The sequence below is a fragment of the Thermodesulfobacteriota bacterium genome, assembly GCA_035559815.1.
In the GTDB taxonomy this organism is placed as follows: domain Bacteria; phylum Desulfobacterota_D; class UBA1144; order Nemesobacterales; family CSP1-2; genus DATMAT01.
Genome location: DATMAT010000034.1, coordinates 69,331 through 92,555, shown reverse-complemented (window position 1 = coordinate 92,555; position 23,225 = coordinate 69,331). Strand labels below are relative to the sequence as shown.

21 protein-coding genes, 1 pseudogene and 1 riboswitch are annotated in these 23,225 nt (G+C 45.8%); of the genes and pseudogenes, 12 read left to right on the top strand and 10 right to left on the bottom strand.

The genetic code is table 11. From position 1 onward, the window contains the following. The first annotated feature begins 55 nt into the window (after positions 1 to 55). Positions 56 to 195: riboswitch (cyclic di-AMP (ydaO/yuaA leader) on the top strand. Between the two features lie 294 nt (positions 196 to 489). After that, positions 490 to 918, top strand: a pseudogene (locus tag VNN20_09890) (potassium-transporting ATPase subunit KdpA). Positions 919 to 996: 78 nt separating this feature from the next. On the opposite strand, the gene VNN20_09885 reads toward VNN20_09890, so the two are convergent. Then, complete coding sequence (locus VNN20_09885; protein HWP92492.1) at positions 997 to 1,650, bottom strand: DedA family protein; 654 nt, start codon at positions 1,648 to 1,650, stop codon at positions 997 to 999. 179 nt (positions 1,651 to 1,829) lie between these two features. Between VNN20_09885 and VNN20_09880 the strand changes: the two genes are divergently transcribed. Both VNN20_09880 and pheS read left to right on the top strand, forming a co-directional pair. Then, positions 1,830 to 2,336, top strand: coding sequence for a DUF456 domain-containing protein (locus tag VNN20_09880; GenBank protein ID HWP92491.1), 507 nt, complete (start codon positions 1,830 to 1,832; stop codon positions 2,334 to 2,336). Between the two features lie 158 nt (positions 2,337 to 2,494). Then, entirely contained in the window at positions 2,495 to 3,514 is a 1,020-nt protein-coding gene (gene pheS / locus VNN20_09875; GenBank protein HWP92490.1) for a phenylalanine--tRNA ligase subunit alpha, read from the top strand. Between the two features lie 689 nt (positions 3,515 to 4,203). On the opposite strand, the gene VNN20_09870 is transcribed toward pheS, so the two are convergent. From VNN20_09870 to VNN20_09830, 9 genes are all read right to left on the bottom strand, one after another. After that, entirely contained in the window at positions 4,204 to 5,244 is a 1,041-nt protein-coding gene (locus VNN20_09870) for a CoA ester lyase (GenBank protein HWP92489.1), read from the bottom strand. A gap of 215 nt (positions 5,245 to 5,459) precedes the next feature. Further along, positions 5,460 to 6,626 (bottom strand): acyl-CoA dehydrogenase family protein, encoded by a 1,167-nt coding sequence (locus VNN20_09865; protein HWP92488.1) that lies wholly within the window; start codon positions 6,624 to 6,626, stop codon positions 5,460 to 5,462. A gap of 211 nt (positions 6,627 to 6,837) precedes the next feature. Then, positions 6,838 to 7,152, bottom strand: coding sequence for a hypothetical protein (locus tag VNN20_09860; protein ID HWP92487.1), 315 nt, complete (start codon positions 7,150 to 7,152; stop codon positions 6,838 to 6,840). A 78-nt stretch (positions 7,153 to 7,230) separates the two neighbouring features. Then, positions 7,231 to 8,505 (bottom strand): phosphoribosylamine--glycine ligase, encoded by a 1,275-nt coding sequence (gene purD / locus VNN20_09855; GenBank protein HWP92486.1) that lies wholly within the window; start codon positions 8,503 to 8,505, stop codon positions 7,231 to 7,233. A gap of 234 nt (positions 8,506 to 8,739) precedes the next feature. After that, a complete protein-coding gene (gene glmU / locus VNN20_09850; protein ID HWP92485.1) occupies positions 8,740 to 10,125 on the bottom strand; it encodes a bifunctional UDP-N-acetylglucosamine diphosphorylase/glucosamine-1-phosphate N-acetyltransferase GlmU in 1,386 nt (461 codons plus the stop codon). A gap of 8 nt (positions 10,126 to 10,133) precedes the next feature. After that, positions 10,134 to 10,508: a cupin gene (locus tag VNN20_09845; protein HWP92484.1), complete on the bottom strand. Its 375-nt coding sequence runs from the start codon at positions 10,506 to 10,508 to the stop codon at positions 10,134 to 10,136. Positions 10,509 to 10,589: 81 nt separating this feature from the next. Continuing rightward, positions 10,590 to 11,021 (bottom strand): single-stranded DNA-binding protein, encoded by a 432-nt coding sequence (locus VNN20_09840; protein ID HWP92483.1) that lies wholly within the window; start codon positions 11,019 to 11,021, stop codon positions 10,590 to 10,592. 340 nt (positions 11,022 to 11,361) lie between these two features. Further along, complete coding sequence (locus tag VNN20_09835; protein ID HWP92482.1) at positions 11,362 to 11,979, bottom strand: CoA pyrophosphatase; 618 nt, start codon at positions 11,977 to 11,979, stop codon at positions 11,362 to 11,364. 30 nt (positions 11,980 to 12,009) lie between these two features. Next, a complete protein-coding gene (locus VNN20_09830; GenBank protein ID HWP92481.1) occupies positions 12,010 to 12,534 on the bottom strand; it encodes a macro domain-containing protein in 525 nt (174 codons plus the stop codon). Between the two features lie 107 nt (positions 12,535 to 12,641). Here VNN20_09830 and VNN20_09825 point away from each other — a divergent pair, with 107 nt between their 5' ends. From VNN20_09825 to VNN20_09785, 9 genes are all read left to right on the top strand, one after another. Beyond that, on the top strand, positions 12,642 to 13,550 hold the full coding sequence (locus tag VNN20_09825; GenBank protein HWP92480.1) for a glycosyltransferase family 2 protein: 909 nt from the start codon (positions 12,642 to 12,644) through the stop codon (positions 13,548 to 13,550). A gap of 70 nt (positions 13,551 to 13,620) precedes the next feature. Beyond that, positions 13,621 to 14,400: an ABC transporter permease gene (locus VNN20_09820; protein ID HWP92479.1), complete on the top strand. Its 780-nt coding sequence runs from the start codon at positions 13,621 to 13,623 to the stop codon at positions 14,398 to 14,400. Continuing rightward, the gene (locus VNN20_09815) at positions 14,390 to 15,133 is read left to right on the top strand and encodes an ABC transporter ATP-binding protein (GenBank protein ID HWP92478.1); all 744 of its coding nucleotides are present in this window, start codon (positions 14,390 to 14,392) and stop codon (positions 15,131 to 15,133) included. The genes VNN20_09820 and VNN20_09815 overlap by 11 nt, the downstream gene beginning before the upstream one ends. Positions 15,134 to 15,345: 212 nt before the next feature. Beyond that, a complete protein-coding gene (locus VNN20_09810) occupies positions 15,346 to 15,807 on the top strand; it encodes a hypothetical protein (protein ID HWP92477.1) in 462 nt (153 codons plus the stop codon). Positions 15,808 to 15,860: 53 nt separating this feature from the next. Beyond that, complete coding sequence (locus tag VNN20_09805; protein HWP92476.1) at positions 15,861 to 17,285, top strand: hypothetical protein; 1,425 nt, start codon at positions 15,861 to 15,863, stop codon at positions 17,283 to 17,285. Positions 17,286 to 17,443: 158 nt separating this feature from the next. Continuing rightward, complete coding sequence (locus VNN20_09800) at positions 17,444 to 19,123, top strand: S8 family serine peptidase (GenBank protein HWP92475.1); 1,680 nt, start codon at positions 17,444 to 17,446, stop codon at positions 19,121 to 19,123. A 203-nt stretch (positions 19,124 to 19,326) separates the two neighbouring features. Then, positions 19,327 to 20,739, top strand: a complete 1,413-nt coding sequence (locus VNN20_09795; protein HWP92474.1) for a glycosyltransferase family 2 protein — start codon at positions 19,327 to 19,329, stop codon at positions 20,737 to 20,739. Next, complete coding sequence (locus tag VNN20_09790; protein HWP92473.1) at positions 20,736 to 21,656, top strand: sulfotransferase domain-containing protein; 921 nt, start codon at positions 20,736 to 20,738, stop codon at positions 21,654 to 21,656. Before VNN20_09795 ends, VNN20_09790 begins: the two co-directional genes overlap by 4 nt. A gap of 141 nt (positions 21,657 to 21,797) precedes the next feature. Continuing rightward, positions 21,798 to 23,192, top strand: coding sequence for a glycosyltransferase family 2 protein (locus VNN20_09785; protein HWP92472.1), 1,395 nt, complete (start codon positions 21,798 to 21,800; stop codon positions 23,190 to 23,192). Positions 23,193 to 23,225: the final 33 nt, after the last annotated feature.

Genomic DNA, 23,225 nt, shown 5'->3' with positions numbered 1-23,225 from the left:
GTTTGTGCAAAGTGGATTTGACAAAAATGGCAAATATACTATGCTAAACAACCTTAAAATGCAATCGCCGAATTCTCCACAAAAGGAAAAGCGGGGGAACCAGGATTTAGGGGCGAATCATCCAGAAGCGATGTAGGGTTAATCCTTCCGACCCGAGCCCGTCAGCTAACCTCGTAGGCGTTGTCAGGAGGAACAAAATGAAAAACCCTTTGCAAATTCACTCAGGGATGAAAGTGGAGTACATTTCTTCATTCCTGTCCCAGCCAATCTCCAATATAAGGTGATCATTTCTGGGCGGCTCTCCATGCGATACATAATATCTTGGGGATCATACCTATCATGATGATTCCCGCTTTGAGCAACTCCATTCTCGGTTTAGGCAAATGCGGAATCATGTGTCTAGGATTCTGCTTGAGCCTGATCAACTTTCTTTTAGCATGTGGAGAATAAATTATGCAGAGAATAGATGTATTACTTGATCTTTTGGTGATGTTTTTGGTTTTGATTGTTGCGACTCTTCTAGTGAAACCATTCGGTACTTATATGGCTAGGGTCTATCAGGGTGACCATACATTTCCAAGCCCGGTTTTTAGGCGTTCGGAAAATCTGGTTTATAGAATAGCGGGCATAAGAAGCGATGAAGAGATGGATTGGAAGGGCTACGCTCTGGCAATGCTTACTTTTAACGGTTTGGGGATACTGATACTCTTCGGAATCCTCATACTTCAGGGGGTTCTTCCACTTAATCCACAGAGGTTTCCTGGATTTACCTGGCATCTGGCTCTGAATACCGCCGTCAGCTTTGTCACGAACACAAACTGGCAGGCTTATAGCGGCGAATTGGCTGTGCAAAACTTCTTTTCGGATGCGACTGGAATTTGCATTGTAATTGCTTTAATTCGAGGCTTTGCTCGGAAGTCGGCCTAGAGTATAGGCGATGGAACGGGTGGGGATATGGCATGAATCGCTGGTGCTTTTTATTCGAACCTGAACGAGCTAATATGCTCTGGAATTAGATTTAGATCTTTGGCGTAGAAATTCGATTATGCCCGGCAGGAAGGATATTATAATGATGGCCAGTATGACTATCTCAAAATTTTTCTTGATGAAAGGAATGTTGCCGAAGAAATAACCGGCGAGCACAAAAGTCACAATCCAGACAATTCCTCCCGTGATGTTGTAGATAGTAAATCTCTTGTAGGTCATACTTCCTATACCCGCCACAAAGGGGGCAAAGGTGCGTAGTATTGGTATAAATCGGGCAATGATAATGGTCTTTCCGCCGTATTTTTCGTAGAACTGATGTGTCCGTTCCAAGTATTCTTTGTTAAGAAAGCGTGATTTCTCCTTGGTAAATGCCTTCGGGCCGATAAAGTGCCCTATCCAGTAATTCACGTTATCACCCAGTATTGCGGCGATGCTGAGAAGAATAACTAAAAGAACTGGATCTAGCGAGCCGAGAGCGGCGAATGCTCCTGCGGCGAAAAGAAGCGAGTCCCCTGGGAGGAAAGGAGTTACTACTAGCCCTGTTTCGCAGAATATAATGAGAAAAAGAATAACATAGGTCCAGGTGCCGTAAGTCCTTATTATCAAATCGAGATATTTATCAAAGTGCAGTAAGATGTCGATAACGTCTTTTATAAATTCCATAAACTAGCCTCATATCCGATTTTATTATCTATGGAGCGTTTTGAAGTTTACTGTTCAAGATAGGTATTTAGATAACGTGTTAAACAACGGAGCCGGTAAATACTACCACAAAATATCCACTGATGAAGAAATTGCTGAAAGATTTGGATTAATATATTTTCCCAGGTAAATAATAATGAATGGATTATCTGGTCTTTATCGTATTCATAATTATTGCATTCATAGGTCTTGCCTCTCTTCTGTTTGGCCTCCCCGGCACTTTCATTATCCTGGCCGATTCCATTCTTTACGGATGGTACAAGGGATTTAACGAGATTACCACAAAGGTTATAATAGTCCTGGCGGCTTTAGCTCTCCTAGGAGAACTGCTGGAGTTTTTTCTGGGTATAGCCGGAGCAAAAAAAGAGAGGGCCAGTAAGAGTGCAATCGTCGGCTCTATCGCTGGCGGGATTATCGGCGCTATCCTGGGTGCGCCTTTTCTTTTTGGAATCGGCTCGGTCATAGGGGCGTTCTTGGGGGCATTCGCCGGGGCTTTCTTTGTCGAGCTTCTCAAGAAAAAGGGCTTCGACCAGGCCATACAATCAGGACGAGGGGCTTTCTTCGGAAGGGTGTTTGGAACGATCACAAAGGGGGCTATAGGAGTGGCCATGATCGCCATAACCGTAGTTTCGGTGGCAGGGAATTAGGGTTTTTCTAACCATTAAGACAGAAAGACACGAAGGAGGAATATGAGGAATCCAGAAGCCAGGGAGTCAGAATTCAGAATTTTTCCTACTAGCTACTGCCTACTGAATTCTTGTTTTTGTGTCTTAGTGCTTTTGTGGCTAAAAACTAGGAGTCTAGGATGAAAGAAAAACTAGAAGGAATAAAAACCGAGGCGGAGAATGAATTAAACTCAGCCGTCGATGAGCATGCCCTTCAAAACGTGAAGGCGAAGTATCTGGGGAGGAAGGGTGCTATAACCGAGATGCTTAAAGGAATGCGTGACGTTCCGGCATCGGAGCGGCAGCAGATGGGACAGCTCATAAACGAGGTTAAGAACTTCATCGAGAACCTCTTTGAAAATAGGTTAGAGGAGATCAAGGAGGATAAGAAAAGGCACATACTTCTCACCGAACGTGTGGATGTCACCCTTCCCGGAAGGGGGTTTCCACTAGGAGCGAAACACCCTATAACCCAAGTCATGGAAGAAATCATTACTATATTCGAGAGGATGGGGTTTGAGGTGGCTGAAGGGCCGGAGGTGGAGCTCGATTACTATAATTTCGAGGCGCTCAATATTCCCAAGGACCATCCGGCCAGGGACATGCAGGATACTTTCTATATCTCCGACGAGATCGTCTTACGAACGCATACTTCTCCCGTTCAGGTCAGGGTGATGGAAAAGCAGAAACCACCGGTGAAGATAATAGCGCCGGGCAAGGTTTATAGGTGCGACAGCGACGTTTCCCATTCACCCATGTTCCATCAGGTAGAAGGGCTCTTAGTCGATGAGAATGTGAATTTCGGACATCTAAAAGGAGTGCTTAATGAATTCGTAAGGCATATGTTCGGTTCTAATATTGGAGTCAGGCTGAGACCGAGCTTCTTTCCTTTTACCGAGCCAAGTGCCGAAGTGGATATTCAATGCGTATTTTGCCAGGGCAAGGGATGCCGGGTGTGCAAAAACTCCGGCTGGCTGGAGATAGGGGGGTGCGGGATGGTGGACCCGGAGGTATTCAAGAGCGTTAACTACGACCCGGAGCGATATACCGGTTTTGCCTTCGGGATGGGAATCGAAAGAATTGCCATGCTTAAATTCGGTATAAACGATATCCGGTTGTTTTTCGAGAACAGCGTCAGGTTTCTCAGGCAATTCGTCTAGGTTATAGACGAGCGGGATTCTCCCAGAAATTCTTTCCGAAGATTATATAGAGAACATTCCGGCAATCGCTAAGTTGATTAAAAGATAGTTTGATATCCTTTGATTGAGAGAATCGAATGTATCCTGTGTGAATTCTGCGAAACATTCTTACACGGCGGGCCATTCTAGACCGTACCTTCCATTTTTCGGACTGGATTTAACCTGGGTTGGAAAGCACTATCTACCTATAGGTAGAGGGCAAAATTGTCAGTACGGCAAATATTAAGCAGGAATCCTCCGCTTGGTCATTCCCACGAAAGTGGGAATCCAGAATATTAAAAAATGGATGCCCGATTAATGCATTCGGGCATGACAGCGGTGTGTGGCAATGACGGAAGGCAGGACTTTCTAATCCACTATATTTTCATTCCGAGCACATTCATCCTTCGGTTACACTCAGGGCATGCTTCACTCAGTGTAAATTCCATCGAAGTACTCCTAACCACTGCGAGCGAATTGAGCCATATCTTGCGACTGTAGGGGCACGCTGCAGCGTGTCGCTACTACAGCTATCGCCACTGTAATTGTTACAATAGAGAATTTGACTGGGAAAAAGGGGCACGTCTCCTTTTATCACGTATCTTAAATTAATTCATAATTTAATTCATAGTTAGTAGGCCAGGGATGACTGTAGTGAGATCCGGAGCATGTTACTTTCTCTCCCCAGAGCGACGTATATCGTATCCGGTGATAGATTTACTTTTCTCTGCCATCGAGTCGACGTATTCTTTGTCGACTAGGCCGGCCATGTACGCCTTGGATATCCTCATAAGGGCTATCTTGGCTGTTGCCTCATCTATCATCTGTCCGGTCTTCGGGTCGAACATGGAGCCGCCGCCCATTTCATGATAGAAACCGAGCTGGTATTTTGCTTCCTCAATTTGCTTCTTGGTGGGGGTATAGCACTCGTTTGCGATTTGCGCCTGCTGAGGATGGATTACCCAGGTTCCGTCCATCCCGATGGCTGCGGCGCCCTCATTCTTTCTTCTGAGGCCTTCGTCGATTTGCTTCACCACTTCCGGCGGGTCGTCTTTTCTCCAAATCTTTAGGTAGACGTTATCAATTGCGTGGAGCCCCGCCGCTTTGGCCGCGGTAACCGTGGCTTTCTTCTCGTAGTAAAAGACCTCGTTCTGCCTATCCAGCAGTAAGTCGGGGTCGGCGCCCAGTTCCGCCGCATAATCGGCAATTCCGAAGATTAGGCCGGCCATCCTCGGTGAGGCGGTGGCTATTTCGTAGGCGTATTCGAGTGCTCGCGGTCTTTCGATGAGGGTTTCTATTGCCACCTTCGTTTTCCAACCATATTTTGCTTCTAACTGGTCTAATAGGTCTGAAACCAGCTTTACATCCTCGGGCCCGTAGATTTTGGGAATTATTACGCCGTGAAACTTATCCACTGCGCCGCTCATCACCGCTTCCATATCCCCATAGAAAAATTCGGACCGGAGGTTATTCGGTCTCACGGTGACGACCTTCTTTCCAAAGTTTATTGTGTTAAGTGCTTCCACCATAACCTGCCTGCTCTTATCTCCCTTGAATTCATAGGGACAAGCATCCTCCAGGTCGGCCATCACATGGTCGACCGGGGATTTCACCGGGTCTGCCGCATTCTGGTGTAATTTTAAATTGTGTCCAGGATAGGTTAGCTCGGTCCTGGGAACAACCACCCTGGCTCCTCCATCTAAGACGAACAAGATAATCCCCTCCTTAATTTATTAATACCAGTTAGCCACCGATAACCACGAGTTTTCACGGATAGAATGATTCAAGACTTCGTCGTGAGCTCAGTCGAACGATGCATGATCCATGACTTATCGTGCATCCTGCATCTTGAATCCTGCATCACAAAGCTCAGTTTTTACCAATGTATCTTTTCATCTCAATTCTTGGTCGGGTAATGAATTTCTTTTTAACTTAATTCAATAAGTCGTCTGGCTATAACCTCGTGCTGAATCTCAGTGGTGCCCTCAAACAAACTTATTACCCTTCCGTCTCTCCAGTATCTCTCCACCGGATATTCCTTGGAATACCCGTAGCCTCCGAAGATCTGCATTGCCTCCCTGGTCACATATTCGACCATCTCCGCGGCGATAACCTTGGCCATACCCGCTTCCAGGTCACAGCGTTTGCCCGTATTCTTCATGTCACAGGCGTAGTAAACCAGTTGTCTGGCCGCTTCGAGCCTGGATGCCATCTCCGAAAGCTTCATCCTTATGGCTTGGAAGTTGCAGATAGGCTGGCCAAATTGAGTGCGCTCTTTGGAGTATTTTAGTGCGGCTTCAAAGGCGGCCTGCGCCACCCCGACGGCGCGGGCGGCGGTTTGGATTCTGGCCGATTCGTAGGTGGACATCAATTGATAAAAACCCTTGTTCTCTTCGAGACCGATCAGGTTTTCGGCCGGGACGTAGCATTCATCGAAGCTCAAGGCGTAAGAACGCATGCCATGATAGCCCACGGTAGGAATAGGCCCTCCCGAGATGTTCGGGTGTTTTATCTCATCCCCTGCTTCCTTTTCTACTAAGAAGATGCTTAGCCCACGGTGCCTCTTGGATATGTCCGGGTCGGTACGGGCTATTACCGTGAGTAGATGGGCCCGATTGGCAAAAGTGCACCAGGTTTTTTCTCCGTGTAGCACGTAACCGTTCCCCTTCTTAGTGGCGCGGAGCTTCATGCCTCCGGTATCCGAACCGGAGTCGGGCTCGGTAAAGGCAGCGGCGGTCATGAGTTTTCCACTAGCAATGCCCGGAAGATACTTCTTTTTTTGCTCCTCCGTTCCATGCATAAGAAGTAAGGTGCCGGTGATAATGCTCCTGGTCATTACACTTCCCACACTCAGCCATCCTCGGCTTAGTTCTTCTGCGACGATAGCCATGCTTATATAATCTAACCCTGCCCCGTCATACTCCGGGGGAAATATCAACCCGAAGTAGCCAAGCTCGGCCATTTTATGGATGATATCTCCAGGAATTTCCTTATTTTGACGGTCTAATTCCTGTGCAACCGGTATAACTTCTTCGTCTGTGAATTTGCGGACGGATTTTCTTATCTCCTCGTGGTCCTCGGTTAGTAGCGGCATAAGTTGTCCCTCTGGCTGTTTAAAGCTTCGGACTCGGCTTTTTTATCTGGCTGGCTCTGGTCACGGTTTGCCATTCTTTTTTCGATTGAATATCGGAATAGGGTATGAAGCTAGAACTCAGTCGCCATTATATAACCCTTTTTTAAAAACCTTGTCAACGACGGTAGGCGTTCGGAATAAAAATGAAAATTACAAGCTGATGGAATTTATCTTATTTTTTTCTGGCCATAGCTTTCTCGGTTCCCACCAATGTCAAGGGAGAATGATACCAACCGGCTTTCCACTCTCCTTTAATGGCCAGAGCTTCTATTTCATCCTGACTGACTATGACTAGGACTCCAACATATCCACTTTCGTCTATAAATGGATTACCAGTCTTTATATTTGGTATTTTCTCGGGCCCACATTTCCAACGTTCTGGAGATAGCTTAAGCAGTTCTATGCATTCTGTGAACTCCAGTCTGTATCTGGGCTCTTGTCCGTCTAGATTTTCGGCGTTCATCTCCATGTACCATATTTCTGCCATTTACCTTACCTCCATACGTTATTAAAATATGTGTAACAAATTCTAAGCACAAATTCAACAACTGAAGTTTAAGGATGGCTAAAGATGCTTGAGTGCTTTCTTTCCTATGTCTGTTCGGTAATAGAGCACTTCACAATCTATTTTTTCGACCGCTTTGTAAGCTAGATTAATGGCCTCGCTGATCGTACTACCCAGTGCAGTAACCCCGAGCACCCTTCCCCCATCTATCACTATTTTACCGTTCTCAAAAGCAGTCCCGGAATGAAAAACAAAGACTCCGTCGATGACTTCTACGTTTTTAATACCCTTGATCTCAATCCCCTTTTTGTAATCACCGGGGTAGCCGCGCGAAGCCATCACTACACAAACGGACGATTCATCCTTCCAGTCGATTACCTGTCCGGATAACCTCTCGTCTATAACCGCGTTGATTAAAGGGACTATGTCTGACTTCATCCTTACCATCAAGGGCTGTGCCTCCGGGTCCCCAAACCGGCAGTTAAATTCCAGGACGCTGGGCTCTCCGTCTTTAATCATCAGCCCTGCATAGAGAATACCCTTGTACTTTCGGCCTTCTTCTTTGAGGGCGTTCACAGCCGGTATCATGATCCTTTCCATGATTTTCTGGCGTACCTCTGCCGTAACCACTGGGGCAGGGGAGTATGCACCCATTCCTCCAGTGTTTGGTCCTTGGTCTCCGTCTAAAAGGGCCTTGTGGTCCTGGCAAGACTCCATGGGAAGCACGGTATCTCCGTCGGTGAAGGCCAAAAATGAGGCCTCTTCCCCCTCCATAAATTCCTCTATAACCACTCTATCCCCGGCCTCCCCAAAAATTTTACTCCTCATCATAGCGTCAAGGGTCTCCACCGCCTCTTTCTCTGTCCGGCATATTACCACTCCTTTTCCGGCGGCCAACCCGTCTGCCTTTACCACGAGAGGCGGCTTGACCTCTTTTACCCATCTCACCGCATCCTCAAAATTATAGAACGTGGAGTAGAATGCTGTGGGGATTTTGTATTTTCTCATAAGGTTCTTGGCGAACACCTTGCTGCTTTCTATCTCCGCCGCCGCCTTCGTCGGCCCGAAGATCCTGAGCTTTTCTTCCAGAAATCTATCGGTTATGCCGAATGCCAGCGGCAGTTCCGGGCCTACTATAGTCAGGTTGATTTCCTCAGCCCTGGTGAAGCGTACCAGTCCGTCAATATCCGAGACCTTGATATTCACACACTCTGCGTGTCTGGAGATACCGGCGTTTCCCGGTGCGCAATAGACCCGACTGACAAGAGGGCTCTGCCTTATCTTCCAGCATAGGGCGTGCTCCCTCCCTCCTCCACCAATTACCAGGACTTTCATAAAATGCCACCCCTCCTCTTAAAGTAGCATTTTCTAATTTACCTGAAAAAAAGAAACTTATAAGATTCTATCGAGCAATTTACTAAATTATCAATTAGCGGGATATGTTAATTTCAAATCGCGGATATCGTGTGATTGATTAGCCTCGAACATCAAGAGGAATTATTTGCTCAAAAGGGCTTCGTTCTTAGATGTTCGACTTAAGCACCGAATATAAGCTGCTGCTTGAACAGGCTATTCTCTTTCCTTCTTATCCTTTGGCTTTCTTTTCCAATTTTCGATTACTACCTGTCTCGCCCTTCCTATTGCCAGCGCCCCGGGGGGGACGTCTTTGGTTATGGTTGAACCTGCACCGGTGGTGGCTCCCCGGCCTACCCTTAGTGGGGCAACGAGCATGGTGTCGCTTCCGATGAAGACCTGGTCCTCAATCAAGGTTTCGTGCTTTTGGAAGCCGTCATAGTTGCAGGTAATTGTCCCCGCCCCTATGTTTACACCTGCTCCCACGGTGGCGTCCCCGATGTAGGAGAGATGAGGAACCTTGGAATTGAGCCCGATTCTCGATTTCTTTACCTCCACAAAATTTCCAATCTTAGCCCCGGAAAGTATTTTCGTCTGGGGGCGGAGATGGGCGAACGGACCTATAGTTACCTTGTCTTCGATATCGGCACCGGTTATGTACGAAGAGAACTTTATGGTGACTTCATTCCCTATTTTTGAATCCTCGATCCATACCGACGGGCCTAAGACGCATCCTTTTCCTATCCTAGTATGGCCATAGATGAATGTGTAAGGACGAATCACCGTATCGGTTCCGATTGAAACGTTTGGGGAGATATAGGTAGACTCCGGGCATACCATTGTCACGCCGGACAGCATGAGGCTATGGTTTATTCTTCTTCTGAGGATTTCCTCGGCCTCTGCCAGATCGGCTCGGGTATTCACTCCCAGTAGCTCTCTATTATCGGCTACGACGAAACCCTTTACCTTTTTCCCCTGGCTGGAAGCGATGTTGACCACATCCGGAAGATAATACTCCCCTTGTTTATTCCCGGCTCCGATGCGTTCAAGCGCTCGCCAGAGAAAAGGAGATTCGACACAATAAGCGCCTGAGTTTATCTCTTTTAGTTTTTTTTCGCTAGGGGTAGCATCTTTTTCTTCTACCACCCTTAAGACTTCACCCTTTTGGCTCCTTACCACCCGTCCATACCCTTCGGTATCGTCGAGAATAGCGGTGAGAATGGACACGCTGGCCCTGCTTTTGTTGTGGCCGGTGATAAAGTTCTTTAAGGTCTTGGGGGTAATAAGGGGAAAATCACCGTTTAGTATAAGTACGTTGCCCTTAAACCCGGCTAACACCTTCCTGGCACAACTGGCGGCATGGCCGGTTCCCAGTTGCTCTTCCTGTAGAACCCACTCCACGTGCTTATCGGCAACTACCCCCTTGACTTTTTCTGCACCGTGTCCGACGACGAGCGCTATTTTTTTAGGATTTATTTTCATTACCGCATCCAGGACATAGCTTATCATCGGACGCCCCAGAATGGGGTGTATTACCTTCGGAAGTATGGATTTCATCCTTTTACCCTTGCCCGCGGCAAGAACAATCACAGCGACATCCATTTTATCACCTATGACCTCCCGTATTTATCCTCCAGTCTAACCACGTCTTCCACTTCCGGAGTGGATACCTCCAAAACATCGCAATCTTCGACCGCGGTCATGCGATGTTTGGTAAGGGGTGTAATCCTTATAGCTTCTCCCGGCAGAATCCTCAATGTTACTCTGGGTTTTCCCACTTCCTCGATCTCCAGTATCATCTCGCCGGTGTGGAGGTAAATAGTTTCATCCTTTACTTTATGGTATTGATAGCTCAGGCTGTGGCCCTTGTTTATATGAAGGATCTTTCCGACGTATTTATCCGTTAAAGCCCACCATATTTCATAACCCCATGGTTTCTCCACCGTTCTGATAATACCTGTACGCTTTTTGCTTTCTTCGGCCATATCGTCGATGTTGGATACTTGTTTTTGGTGCTAGATTTCAAGGGGGGATAGAAATAGTCAAACTTTTGAGAAGCTCCCTTGTCAAAAAGGAACATCGTCATCCGAGCCAAACGGCTCATCGCCGACCTCGAAATCATCAACGAGTCCTTCAGCGGTGGCGGAAGTTGAATCTGCTCTCTCTCCGGCGGGGCTTAGTATTTGCATGTTTCGGGCTACAACCTCTGTCGTCCACCTCTTTTTCCCCTCTTTGTCTTCCCAGGAACGGGTTCTGAGAGCTCCCTCTATATAAACCGTTTTCCCCTTGGATAAATACTCACCACATATTTCCGCCAGCCTTCCCCAGGCGACAACGCGATGCCACTCCGTTGACTCTACTTTGTTGCCGTCTTTGTTCGTCCTTACATCAGTCGTAGCCATGGTAAAGTTAGCCACGGCTTGACCGCTGGTGGTGTATCTTATCTCTGGGTCTCGTCCCAGGTTGCCAATTAGAATTACTTTGTTTACTCCTCTCATCTATCTCTCCCTATCCGGAAATGCTTGCATGGAATTTTATCATCATGGAGTGTAAAAATCTATAACATCGGGTTGATATAATTGTAATAGCCAGGAGTTAATCAAACGGACAACGCCTTAGCAAGTTGTGTCTAGTAGATTGATTTCACTTTTATAAATGTCACCCTGGAGCCCTTCTTATATGACGGAATCCACGAGCGGCTTACGTTGTCATGCTGAGCAAAGCGAAGCATCTAATACTATCTAGATTCTTCATCTTCGATTCAGAATGACAGCGTTGAAAGAGATACTTATGCTTACATTGACCGAAATCTCAAATTCTGACTATTACATATAAATACTAAAAAAGATTTCCGGCTATCGAAAGAAATTTATGCAGAACCCTTGCCGTTATTCCCCAAATCACGTAGTCCCGGTAGTAAAAAACGAAATCTTTTATCTGCATCTTTTGCTTCTCCACTATCCTGACCTCTACGTTTTTCTCATTTTTGAGATGGGAGATAGGGATCCATATGATTTCGGCTACCTCTTCATTCGGCCTTATCTCCGTATCTTTTGTCAAGAAGGCCACGTAGGGGGTGACGATGTAATGACTGCCCCGGGGGTTATTCGGGTTGAAATCGTCTAATTCGCCGATAACCCTCCCGCTTTCCCTCAGGTTTATCCCGGTTTCCTCAAAAGTTTCACGTATAGCAGTCTCTAGTTTGCTGCCGTCTTCCTCCTTCATCTTCCCTCCGGGAAAGGCCATATGTCCGGAAAATACGTCTTCAGAATTCTCCGGCCTCTTGATAAAAAGTAGCGAATAGTCGTTCTCTTCCGGTCTCAGTATTAGCATCACCGAGGCCGGGGTGAATATCCCCTCTCTGCTCGCCTTAACGGTCTTTCTGCCGTTAATTATTCTTTCCAACTCTTCTATAGTGTGTTGGTAAGTCAAACACTCACCCTGGATGAGACGCACGCCATGCGTCTCATCGAAATGAATCGAGTTTCAATGTCCTTGCTTGCTTTTCAGGCAGTCATCAAAAACTTTAAAGTTCTTCTCATCGAAAAGGACAAAATAAACCGTTTCGATATTTTGATATCTTTTAATATGGTCTATGACTGTGTCGATCATGACCCTAGCGCATTCAGCGACCGGAAAACCTCCTACCCCAGTCCCAATCGCTGGAAATGCAATGGTCCTAATTCCCTTCTCATCAGCCCTTAGCAGGCAATTCATAGTACACTCCCTTAAAGATTCTTCGGTTACCCGGCCGCCGAGGTGCATTCCGGCTGCATGAATTATGTATTTTGACTTTAATTTCCCCGCTCCGGTAATTACCGCCTGCCCGAGCGGGATGCGGCCGATGTTATCGCATTCTTCTTGAATTGTGTCTCCGCCTTTCTTTCTTATGGCCCCGGCGACCCCGCTTCCCAGAACCAGTTCCGTGTTGGCCGCATTCACGATTGCTTCTACTTCCATATCGGTAATATCGCCCTGCTTAATTATGATCCTGTCCCTCGACCCGCCCATAAGATATTCTCCAATCCATATTCTAAAGTAAAGATGGCAATTAGCCAACTAATCGCTTGACTTTTCCCGTAGAGCAATTACAAATGTAACCAAAAGTGAAGAAAACCATGAATCTAAGGACAAGCCTACTCTTGGCGGCTTATAGGCTGTTTCCTTTCCCCTTAGAGGGAAGTGCTGATATTGAGGGTGGGGACTTAGGTTACGATATATCTTGTGTAATAAACTTCTACGGAAGGATAAACATCCTGAAGAATGTCCTTCACAGTCTGGCCGAGCAGGATTTTCCCCAGGAGAGATTCGAGGTGATCTTGGTTGAGGACCGGGGAGGAAGCGATGAGGGCAAAAAGATTTCGGAGGTTTTTAAGCCAATGCTGCACAATGTGAGGTATTTTTCGCTCTCGGAGAACCATGGGCAGATGGGTTACTCCAGAAATTACGGGCTCTCCAAGGCTAAAGGAAGGCTGGTATTATTCCTCGACGATGATACGGTGATCTTGCAAAGGGACTTCCTCTCGAATTTAGTCGAAGAGTTCGAAGATTCCGGGGCTGATGCTGTCATACCCCGTGGTACTGCCAGTTATTGCGTGTTAGAGGGAAAGTATTGTTATCACCAGCCCTATTTCCCTACAAACCGTTGTATGGCTTACCGGAGGGATGTATTAAAAGAACTAAAAGGTTTTATCTCGGAGATAACCGGACAGGAGGACGTGGAGTTCGTGGTGAGGTTTATGGCCTCGGGCAGGAGATTTTATCAGTCTAATAGACTCAATTATCTTCATCCTCCACTCATAATGACCGACTCCAATAAGGCTCGGGCTGTCGGGTTATCCTTTGCCAAGCTAAGACACCGGTACCCGTTAATTATATGGCTCATGCTTCTGGCAAACGGGTCAAGGTATTTACCCCTTCTGCTATTCCCGATAAGTCAAAAAGTGAGAATGCAGGGCAGATTTAGCCTGGGGTTCTTGGTTGGCGTCTTTTACTCGATGATTGGGAGAAAAATCGAGTATAATTGAATGGTCATTGGTGATGAGTTATACAGGCATAATATATCTGGTCCCTGATCGATGCGGTGATACTGGCTAAATGGAGATATTCAAGAGGCTCTATCCATACAAAGATTTATTCTTTATCTATGTTTGGCGGGAATTCACCATTCGTTACCGTCATTCTATCATTGGGGTGCTATGGGCTCTAATTCAACCCCTGAGCATGATGGCGCTGCTTACATTTATTTTTACATACGTGATGGACATAAGAATAAAGGACTATCCTAAAGCGGTTTTCTTCTTAGCCGGTCTATTGCCCTGGACCTTTTTTTCATCATCTATTAATCAATCCATAAATAGCCTGGCCGGCCAGCACAGCCTGATCAGAAAAATATATTTCCCTCGCGAGATTATACCCATATCCCGGGTGCTGGCTGCTCTCTTTGATTTTTTCATAGCTTTTCTTTTGTTTCCCCTGATATTGTTCATACACAAGATCCCCATAACCTGGACCATGTTATGGGTTATCCCGCTGGTGATGCTGCTCTTTTTTTTCACCGTGTCGATGTCCCTCTTACTTTCCAGCATTAACGTCTATTATCGGGATGTGAGGCTGGCATCGGAGTTTTTCATCAGGCTCCTTTTTTTCGCTTCTCCTATCCTGTACTCGATCGACGGTCTCAGTATTAAACTCAAGCTCATTCTGCTTTTAAACCCCCTGACATTTATAATCGAGAATATGCGAAGGTGTATGATCGAAGGCCGGGGAGTGATTCTATGGCAGTTCGTTTTCGTCGGTGTCATCTTGGTTATTCTCTATTATATATCCTATAGATTTTTCATAAGGACAGAGCGGGCCTTCGCCGATGTCATCTGATACAGTAATTGAGCTCAAAGATGTCTGGAAGAAATACTCGGTAAGAGAGGTGCTCCATCGATCCCTGAGGGAAGACCTTATCAATAACCTTTTGGGTATAAATGATAGAAGGGATGCCAATGAGAACCTGAGGGAGGGGGAATTTTGGGCGTTGAGAGACATCAACATGTCTTTACGGAGGGGAGAGTGTGTAGGTTTATATGGGCCAAACGGTTCAGGGAAGACCACTATTATAAAGCTGATAGCGTCGGTTACCTATCCTAACCGGGGCGAGGTCATTGTCAGGGGTAGGGTTGCCCCGTTAATATCGGTTAGTGCAGGGTTTCATCCGGATTTAACCGGGAGAGAGAATATCTACATGAACGGTACCATTATCGGGATGACCATAAAGGAGATTAAGGAGAAAATAGAGGACATAATTGAATTTTCGGGGATTGGAAAACGATTCATCGACATGCCGGTGAAGAAGTATTCCTCGGGCATGAACGCGAGGCTGGGGTTTTCAATCGCCATCCATAGTGAGGCGGAGATACTGCTCTTGGATGAGATTCTTGCAGTGGGTGACGAGTCTTTTAAAGAAAAGTGCTTCGATAGAATTCAGGAAATAAGGAATAAAAAGACAATAGTTTTGGTATCGCATAATAAGCGCCAAATGCAGGAAATAGTGGATAGAACCATCTTTATTAAAGAAGGGGCAATAGTGGCGGAAAGCAATGGACAAAAATTGTCATAACTGACATTTTATGGCAATTGTAACCTGTTATTTGTACCTTATGAACTAAAGTTAACTAAACCATCAACTTACTTTATGAATAGCCTAATAGCAATAAATCCTTAACTTATTTCGCCAAGAGTAATCCAGGCTTGCTTGGGGCATGATACTTGCCACCTATAAGTGTCATCATAAATTATCAATGGAACAGGAATGATTGGAGGTAATCTAGAATGAGTTTATTTTCTTTTTTTCTTAATCATAGGTTAACAGCAGGTTTAATCTTCGGCCTAACCTTTTTCTCGTTTAGCCTTGGTTCTGACGTGTATCCGGAGACGCCACAGGCAAATAAAATTGATGAAAATAAAATTATTGTCTCACCTGAAAAGAGAGAACCTGATTACAGGACTCCTGCCATTCCCAGTGATACATCCTCTGGATATAAGGTCTTTATAGACCCGGAAACCGGAGAATTTATCGAAACCCCTGTGGAAGAAGAGGATATATCTGTTACCAGAGGGATCGGTTCGTCAAGCGTCTCGGAAGAGCTGTTCGAAGAGCCGGCTCCGGGTGGCGGGGTGATGATAGTCCTGCCGGAAAGTTATCACTATTTTTCAAGGGCGGCCATAGACGGGAATGGAAAATTATCCACAGACTGTTCCAAGCAGAATCATGCCAAACATGGGGATGAGTAAATTTTTGGTGGAAATAACGAGAGTAAGTTTTTAGTTAGGAGGTAATTATAGCAATGTTATTTCGTCTCTCAAAACTATATGTACTGGCGATGCTTACAGTCTCTTTTTCTGTACTTACATACCTTCCGTCCGTCGCCGCCACCATAATTGTTGTTAACAATGACGGTCCAAACGAGGGGTTTAACGACCCCGCCTCATTCACCCCTGTCGGAGGGAATAACGCAACGACACGGGGCCAGGCGCGCCTTAACGCTTTTCAGGCCGCTGCCGATTTCTGGGGTGGTTTTCTACAAAGTAACGTTGTAATTAAAGTAGGGGCCACCTTTGACTCGATGGGGGGCAGCTCAAACAGCGCAATTCTGGGGTCTGCCGGGGCATATAGCGTGCATAACAACTTTGCCAATCAGCCGGTTCCGAACACCTTATATCCGGTGGCCCTGGCCAACTCTATTGCTGGCACGGACCTGAATGGCTCTGCAAATCCGGAGATAATAGCGAGATTCAACAGCGACGTGGATAATTCCAGCGTGTTGGGAAATGTGAATTGGTACTATGGATTAGACGGTAATTCCGGAGGTCATATTGATTTCTTCACCGTCGTACTACATGAGCTTGGACATGGTCTTGGATTCATCGACTTGATAGGCGATAACGGCAGTTTGGGTACTCCCGGTATATATGACCGTAATTTAGTTTACAACGACCCGGCGAATGGCATTAAGGACCTGATTAATATGACCACATCTCAAAGACTTACCGCCATAACATCGGGTACTAGGCTGTTATGGAATGGGTCTAACGTAACCGCTGATGCCGGTGGGAAGCTAACAAATGGACTGGGGATAGGCGGCCGGGTACAAATGTACGCCCCTAATCCGGTGCAGCCCGGCTCGTCGGTGGCACATTACAATACAGCGGTTTCCCCTAACGAGATGATGGAGCCCTCTTATACTGGCCCAAATTTCGATGCCGAGCTTACATTGGCTCTATTCGAGGACCTGGGATGGTCGGTATCATCATCTTCCGCTTCAGCCGGATGCAATTGTGATGACCCTAATGCCATACTCGGCGATGATAACGATAATGTTCTGGACGGTACAGCCGGGGATGACGTGATATGCGGTCTTGGGGGTAACGACACTATAAACGGCTTTGGTGGGAATGATTGTCTTGATGGCGGAGAGGGCGATGATACTATTAGTGGCGGCAAGGGCAGGGATGTCATTTACGGTGGCCCGGGTAACGATGTTTTGAGCGGGAATGTTGGCGATGATACTATCGAGGGCGGTGACGATAACGATACGATCAACGGCGGCAAGGGAAACGATATACTGAAGGGAGAAGATGGAGACGACATATTACGGGGAAATCAAAAAATGGACACGCTCAATGGAGGCCTTGGTACTGACGACTTGAATGGCGGCCTGGACATTGACACCTGTATGAACGGTGAAATAAATAACTCTTGCGAGAACTAATCTAAATAGATTTTAAGGGGGTATCATTTGTTAAAAGTGATTCCCCCCTTTATTTTTTGTTCAGCTTATATTAATATCTCTACACTTCATAAATTAACCAAAACAAAGATAATACAACCTAAGATAAAACCTCTTCTTTTTCGCTGAGGAGATTGATATTGAGCAAAAAGAGTTTTTTAATTCTTACACCGGTAACCTTTATGTTTTTCTTTATCGTTTTTTTCTTCAGCATTAATTTTCATGGCCAAGCACAGGTGGTTGATAAGATCAGGGCCAACGTTTTTAAGGAATTGGAATCGAGCCCTGACGGAATGACCATGGTTATAGTGGCTCTAGCTACTCCCGTCTCTTTCCCGGAAGATTTTATAACCCGGAAGTTAATGATAAACAGGACACAGAACAGGGTTTTATCGAGCCTAAACGTCAATGATTTCAGACTGAGATCAAGGTGGGAAAATATTAATGGCTTTGCTGGTGAGGTCACTAAAAGCGGTCTGGCCAAACTATCTGCGCATCCCGACGTGGCACTGGTTTATACTCCCACCGAGGTCTTTGCGACACTAGGCCAGAGCGTGCCCCGTATCAACGCCGATAAGGTGCATGACCGGACTGACGGTCTGACCGGAACAGGCATAATCGTAGCTGTTCTCGATACTGGAATTGACACTGACCATCCTCAACTGATGGACGACTTGGTTGCTCAACGCTGCACCTGTCAAAACCCTTCATCTGGATGTTCGTCTTGTTGCCCTGGCGGCCCTGACTCAGCCGAAGATGGTAATGGTCACGGAACCCACGTTTCCGGGATCATAACTTCACCACAAGGTGTAGCCCCCGATGCGGGGATTGTTGCGGTAAAGGTGCTTTCAGATAGCGGCTCGGGCTGCAGTTCCGGCGTACTGGACGGCCTTGACTGGGTCTTAAGCCAGGTCCAGGATAAGAACCTCGACATAAAGGTTATAAATATGAGTCTCGGAGGCGGCCTCTTTTCCAGTAATTGCGATTCCTCAGATCCTTTGACCACCCAGGCTTTAAACAGTTTAAATGCAAACGGTGTGGCTACTTTTGCCGCCTCGGGCAATGATTTTTCGGCAAGTAGGATTAGCTCTCCGGCCTGTATATCTTCTGCTATATCCGTTGGTGCTACAAGCGACACAACCGACCAGGTAGCATCTTTTTCCAATGCATCCCCCATCCTAGACATGCTGGCCCCCGGACAGGAAATCACCTCCTCAAAGCTAGGAGGCGGTACTACTAACATGTCCGGTACCTCTATGGCCACTCCTCATGCAGCCGGCGTCGCCGCGCTAATGGTTGAGGCTAATCCTGACCTCACCCCGGACGAGTTAAAGGTCATAATGAAAACTGCAGGCAAACCTATACTAGATAGTAGAAACGGACGCAGATTCCCACGAGTTGATGCCAGGATAGCAGTTGATAGCATTTTGGGCTGCGATTGTAGCGATCCTGATGCAATATTGGGTACGGATGGCGATGATGTGATTGACGGCACTCCCGGCGAGGACATAATATGCGGTCTTGAGGGCAACGATACAATAAGGGGCTTTGCCGGTAATGACTGCATCGATGGAGGGGAGGGGGATGATCTGCTGGTCGGTCATAAGGGTAGGGAGGTGATTTTAGGCGGGCCAGGGAACGACGAGCTAAGGGGAAAGCTTGGAAACGATATACTGAAAGGGGAAGGGGATGACGATACCGTTAAAGGAAATAAAGGAAAGGACCTTCTGGACGGGGGCCCTCAAACCGATGATTTGAACGGAGGCCCTGGTTCTGACACGTGCTGGGATGGGGAAATCAATATCTCCTGCGAGAATTAACCTTATTAATTTTATCTCATTCTTTAGACCTAAACTAACCTAGAATATTATTTCTCATATTCACCGATAGCCTTGTCCCAACTATGGTTGCCTTTCTATTAGCGGTAAGATAAGATGTAATGAGTCCGCAAATAGCTATCAAAGAATTAGTGAAAAATTCTTGTTCGGTTTCTTAGTTAATCAATATAATAAAAGGCGAGGAGATGTCTCTTAATCCAAGAGTGGCTATAGTTATAGTTAACTGGAATAAGAAGGATTACGTGCTCAATCTATTGGGGCATTTACGGAATATAGATTATGACAATTACGAGATTGTAGTCGTGGACAACGCATCTACAGATGGTTCGCCGGATATCATAAGAGAAAAGTATCCCAACACCCGGCTCATAATAAACCCCGAAAACCTGGGCGGAACCGGGGGATTCAACACCGGAATCAGGTACGCCCTGGCAAAGGGCGGGTTTAAATATGTATGGCTTTTGGATAACGATGCGGTGATAGAGAAAACCACCTTGGTCGAATTGGTAAAAGTTATGGAGAGTGATAGTGAGATAGGCATAGCCGGGTCCAGGATCGTCGATACTGAGGAAAAAGATATGACCGTTGCACTTGGAGGGTCGTTCAAGTGGAATACTATAGGGGTGACCCCATTTTACCGGAATAAAAGGGGTATAGATGAACGAAATCCAAAGGAAGTGGATTATGTGGCTATCTGTTCCGCTTTAGTCAGGGTGGAATCACTCGATAAGGTTGGTCTCATGGATGAAAGATTATTCTTTTTCTGGGATGACATGGATTGGGGTCTTACTTTCAAGGATAACGGTTTTAAAGTAATGGCGGTCCCGCAATCGGTTGTTTACCATCCTTCCTTTACCGAGAAAAGGAGGGGACGGAATACCGATTATTACGGCATCAGGAATTCCCTTCTGGTGTACACGAAGCACACCGGTATGCTCAAGAGGTTTCTGATATTTTATAATTACTTTAGATACCTAAGCAAAGGAGTGATCTTCGGACTATTGAATAGAAAAAAGAGAGAAAACATAAAACGCAGATTTATTACCTTAGACGCTCTCAGGGATTTCTGTAGTAACCGGTGGGGAAGGTACGATCTTAACGAGGAAGAATATGAGACGGAGATACCGGAAAGGGTCGTAGCCAAAGATGAAAGTGTAAAGGGTGTCTTAGTAGTAGCCGGGGACATAAAAGAAAGCATCTTGAGGCTGAATGAAAAGGTTGAGGAGGTGTTTCCACGAGCGACGGTTACACTACTGGTCCGAAGTGACCGGGAGGATGTATTCAAGCCGTACTTCGGTAATATGATTTCCATGGATTCCAAAAGACTAAACAGCATATTCTACAATGTCCGGGTTTTTACTAGAATACTTTTCTCCGGTTTTGATGTAGTAGTTTCTCCAACCCTGTCTCCTTTTACTTTCGCCGTCAGGAAATCGTATTTTTATGATTTGTCTATTGGGATGTTGAGGGATAGCGACAGGGATTTCTCCAATGTTCATAAACTAATTCTATCCACGCTGTTAGGTGAACTAGCATCTTTGTTGGTTACTCCGCTAATTTATCTCAAAAGCTTCAGGTACAACAAAGCTGGTTTATGAGGCACATTCCTAATTTTTTAGTCGTGGGTGCGGCAAAGGCGGGTACTACCTCCCTTTACCACTATCTCAAACAACACCCGGACGTATATCTCCCCATGAAAAAGGAACATTTCTTTTTCGCCGGCTTAAGGAGGGATATGTTCTCGGGCAAGGGTTCCTTCTACGGCAAGAACATCATCGAGAATTGGGATGATTACATGAGTATTTTCGAAGAGGCGGCCACAGAAAAAGCTGTTGGTGAGGTTTGTGTTGCCTATCTATATTTTTATGAGAATTCAATACGTAATATACTGAGGTATGTACAGCCGGTCCCTAGGATCATCATAATACTAAGAAACCCGGCGGAGAGGGCGTTCTCCAACTATAAGCATCACTTAAGGGATGGAGTCGAGCAATTGAATTTCGATGAAGCCATAAGACCGGAGGTAATAAACCGAAGAAAGGGCGAGAATTGGTGGTGGGGGTTTGATTATATCGACGTCGGCTTTTATCACAGGCAGGTCAAAGCTTATCTAGAAGCTTTCGGAAATGAGAAGGTCAGGATATATCTTTACGAGGAAATAAGCAAAAATCTCTTGGGGGCGATAAGGGATATGTTCGAATTTCTTGAGGTCGATCCTTCATTCATTCCTGACGTGAGTGCTAAACACAATGTAACCGATACCCCCCGTAGTAGAAAATTGCAGAATTTTCTTTCAAATTACGACCATCCCCTCAAGAAGATAAGCCGTCCTTTGCTCTTGAATACCATCGGTAAGGAAAAGACAGAAAAGCTGGTTAATTATTTCAAGAATAAGAACTCTAGAAAGGACAGTATGGAACCGGACACCAAAAAACATTTAATCGGAGTTTATAGGCATGATATCTTGATGCTACAGGACTTGATAAACCGTGACCTGTCCGGCTGGTTGGAATAGGTAGGGAGGTTGATGGGGTTTTGTTTTAAGGGAGGCGCCGCATTCCAAGACGGCCTATCCGGTTTTTTAAGCATAGGTCTCGGATTCAAAAGAGAGTTTAGTTCGTCTCCGAAGGATTTAACTTTATAAGCCTCTATTTAAATGCGGGATTATCCAAAAACAGCAGTGGTTATAGTGAATTGGAACAGGAGAGAGGCGGTTCTTGGGCTCCTCAATTCTCTCAAAGACACGTTTTCTCAAAATGAGGAAGTCATCGTCGTGGATAATGCATCCACCGACGGGTCGGTAGAGGCAATCAGGCTTCAATTCCCGGAAGTACAGGTAATAACGAACTCAGAGAATAAAGGGGGGACGGCGGGGTTCAACGCCGGGATAAAATATGCGCTAAGAAAAGGGGATTTTGAATATATCTGGCTCCTGGATAATGACGCTCAGGTTGAAGAAAACTCCTTCAAAGAATTGATGAAGGCTATGGCTGGTGATGAGACCATAGGATTAGCTGGCTCGAGGATAATTGACAGCGTGAGAAAGGAGATTACGGTCGAGGCCGGGGCATTCCTCAGGTGGGATACGATCGATGTTAACCCTTTATTCAGGAACAAGAAAGACTTCAAACCCAAGACTGAAATCGAAGATGTTGATTATGTAGCCATCTGCTCGGCCCTGGTCCGAGTCCGCTCTTTAAGCAAGGTAGGTCTCATGGATGAAAGGTTTTTCTTCTTCTGGGACGATATGGATTGGGGACTCCAATTCAGGAAAAATGGTTTTAGGGTAGTGTCAGTTTTACATTCTATTGTCTATCATCCGGCGTTCACTGAGAAGAGAAGTCCGGTCATAGATTACTACTACGGAAGCCGGAATGGCTTATTAGCATATTCCAAACACGCCAATTATGTCAGGAGAGCCTTGATTTTCTTTAATTTTCTCCGTTTTCGTTCTAAGGTGCTGCTCTTCTGGGGTATGTGCGGCAGACCCGATTTGATGCTCGTGGGGTTTAGGGGTATTTGGGATTTTATAACCGGGGCTTGGGGTGGGAGGGTACAGATTACCAATGACGAAAAAAAGCAGGGCTCGTTATATAGGCTTCCCGAAGAAGGCAAGAACATACTTATTCTGAATGGCGGGAGCAGGGATGAAATATTTTCTACCTTAAACAAGCTACGAGAATCTTTTCCGGACTCTAAGCTGAGCTTAATCATGGTTGACGACAGGTTAGATATTTACAGAGATAGTTTTGACGACATAATTGAATTGAATTCCCAAAAAAAATATGGGCTTCTTTATAATATAGTTGTTTTTTTCAAATTACTCCTCAAGAACTACGACATTGCAGTGAACCCCAATTATCCCTCTCCTTTTTCTTTCGCTGCCAAGAGGGCATATGATTTTGACCCGGGAAATAACCGATTTATCGAGAATCAAAATAGCCGGAAAAACATCTGGAAATTGATTGTTTCAACCCTGCTAGGAGAAGCCGTCGGAATACTGCTTCTGCCTATAGTTTATGTCAGCAGCCTTAGATATAAGAGGAGCTAAAAATAGTAAGGGTGCATTCATAAATTCTAATCA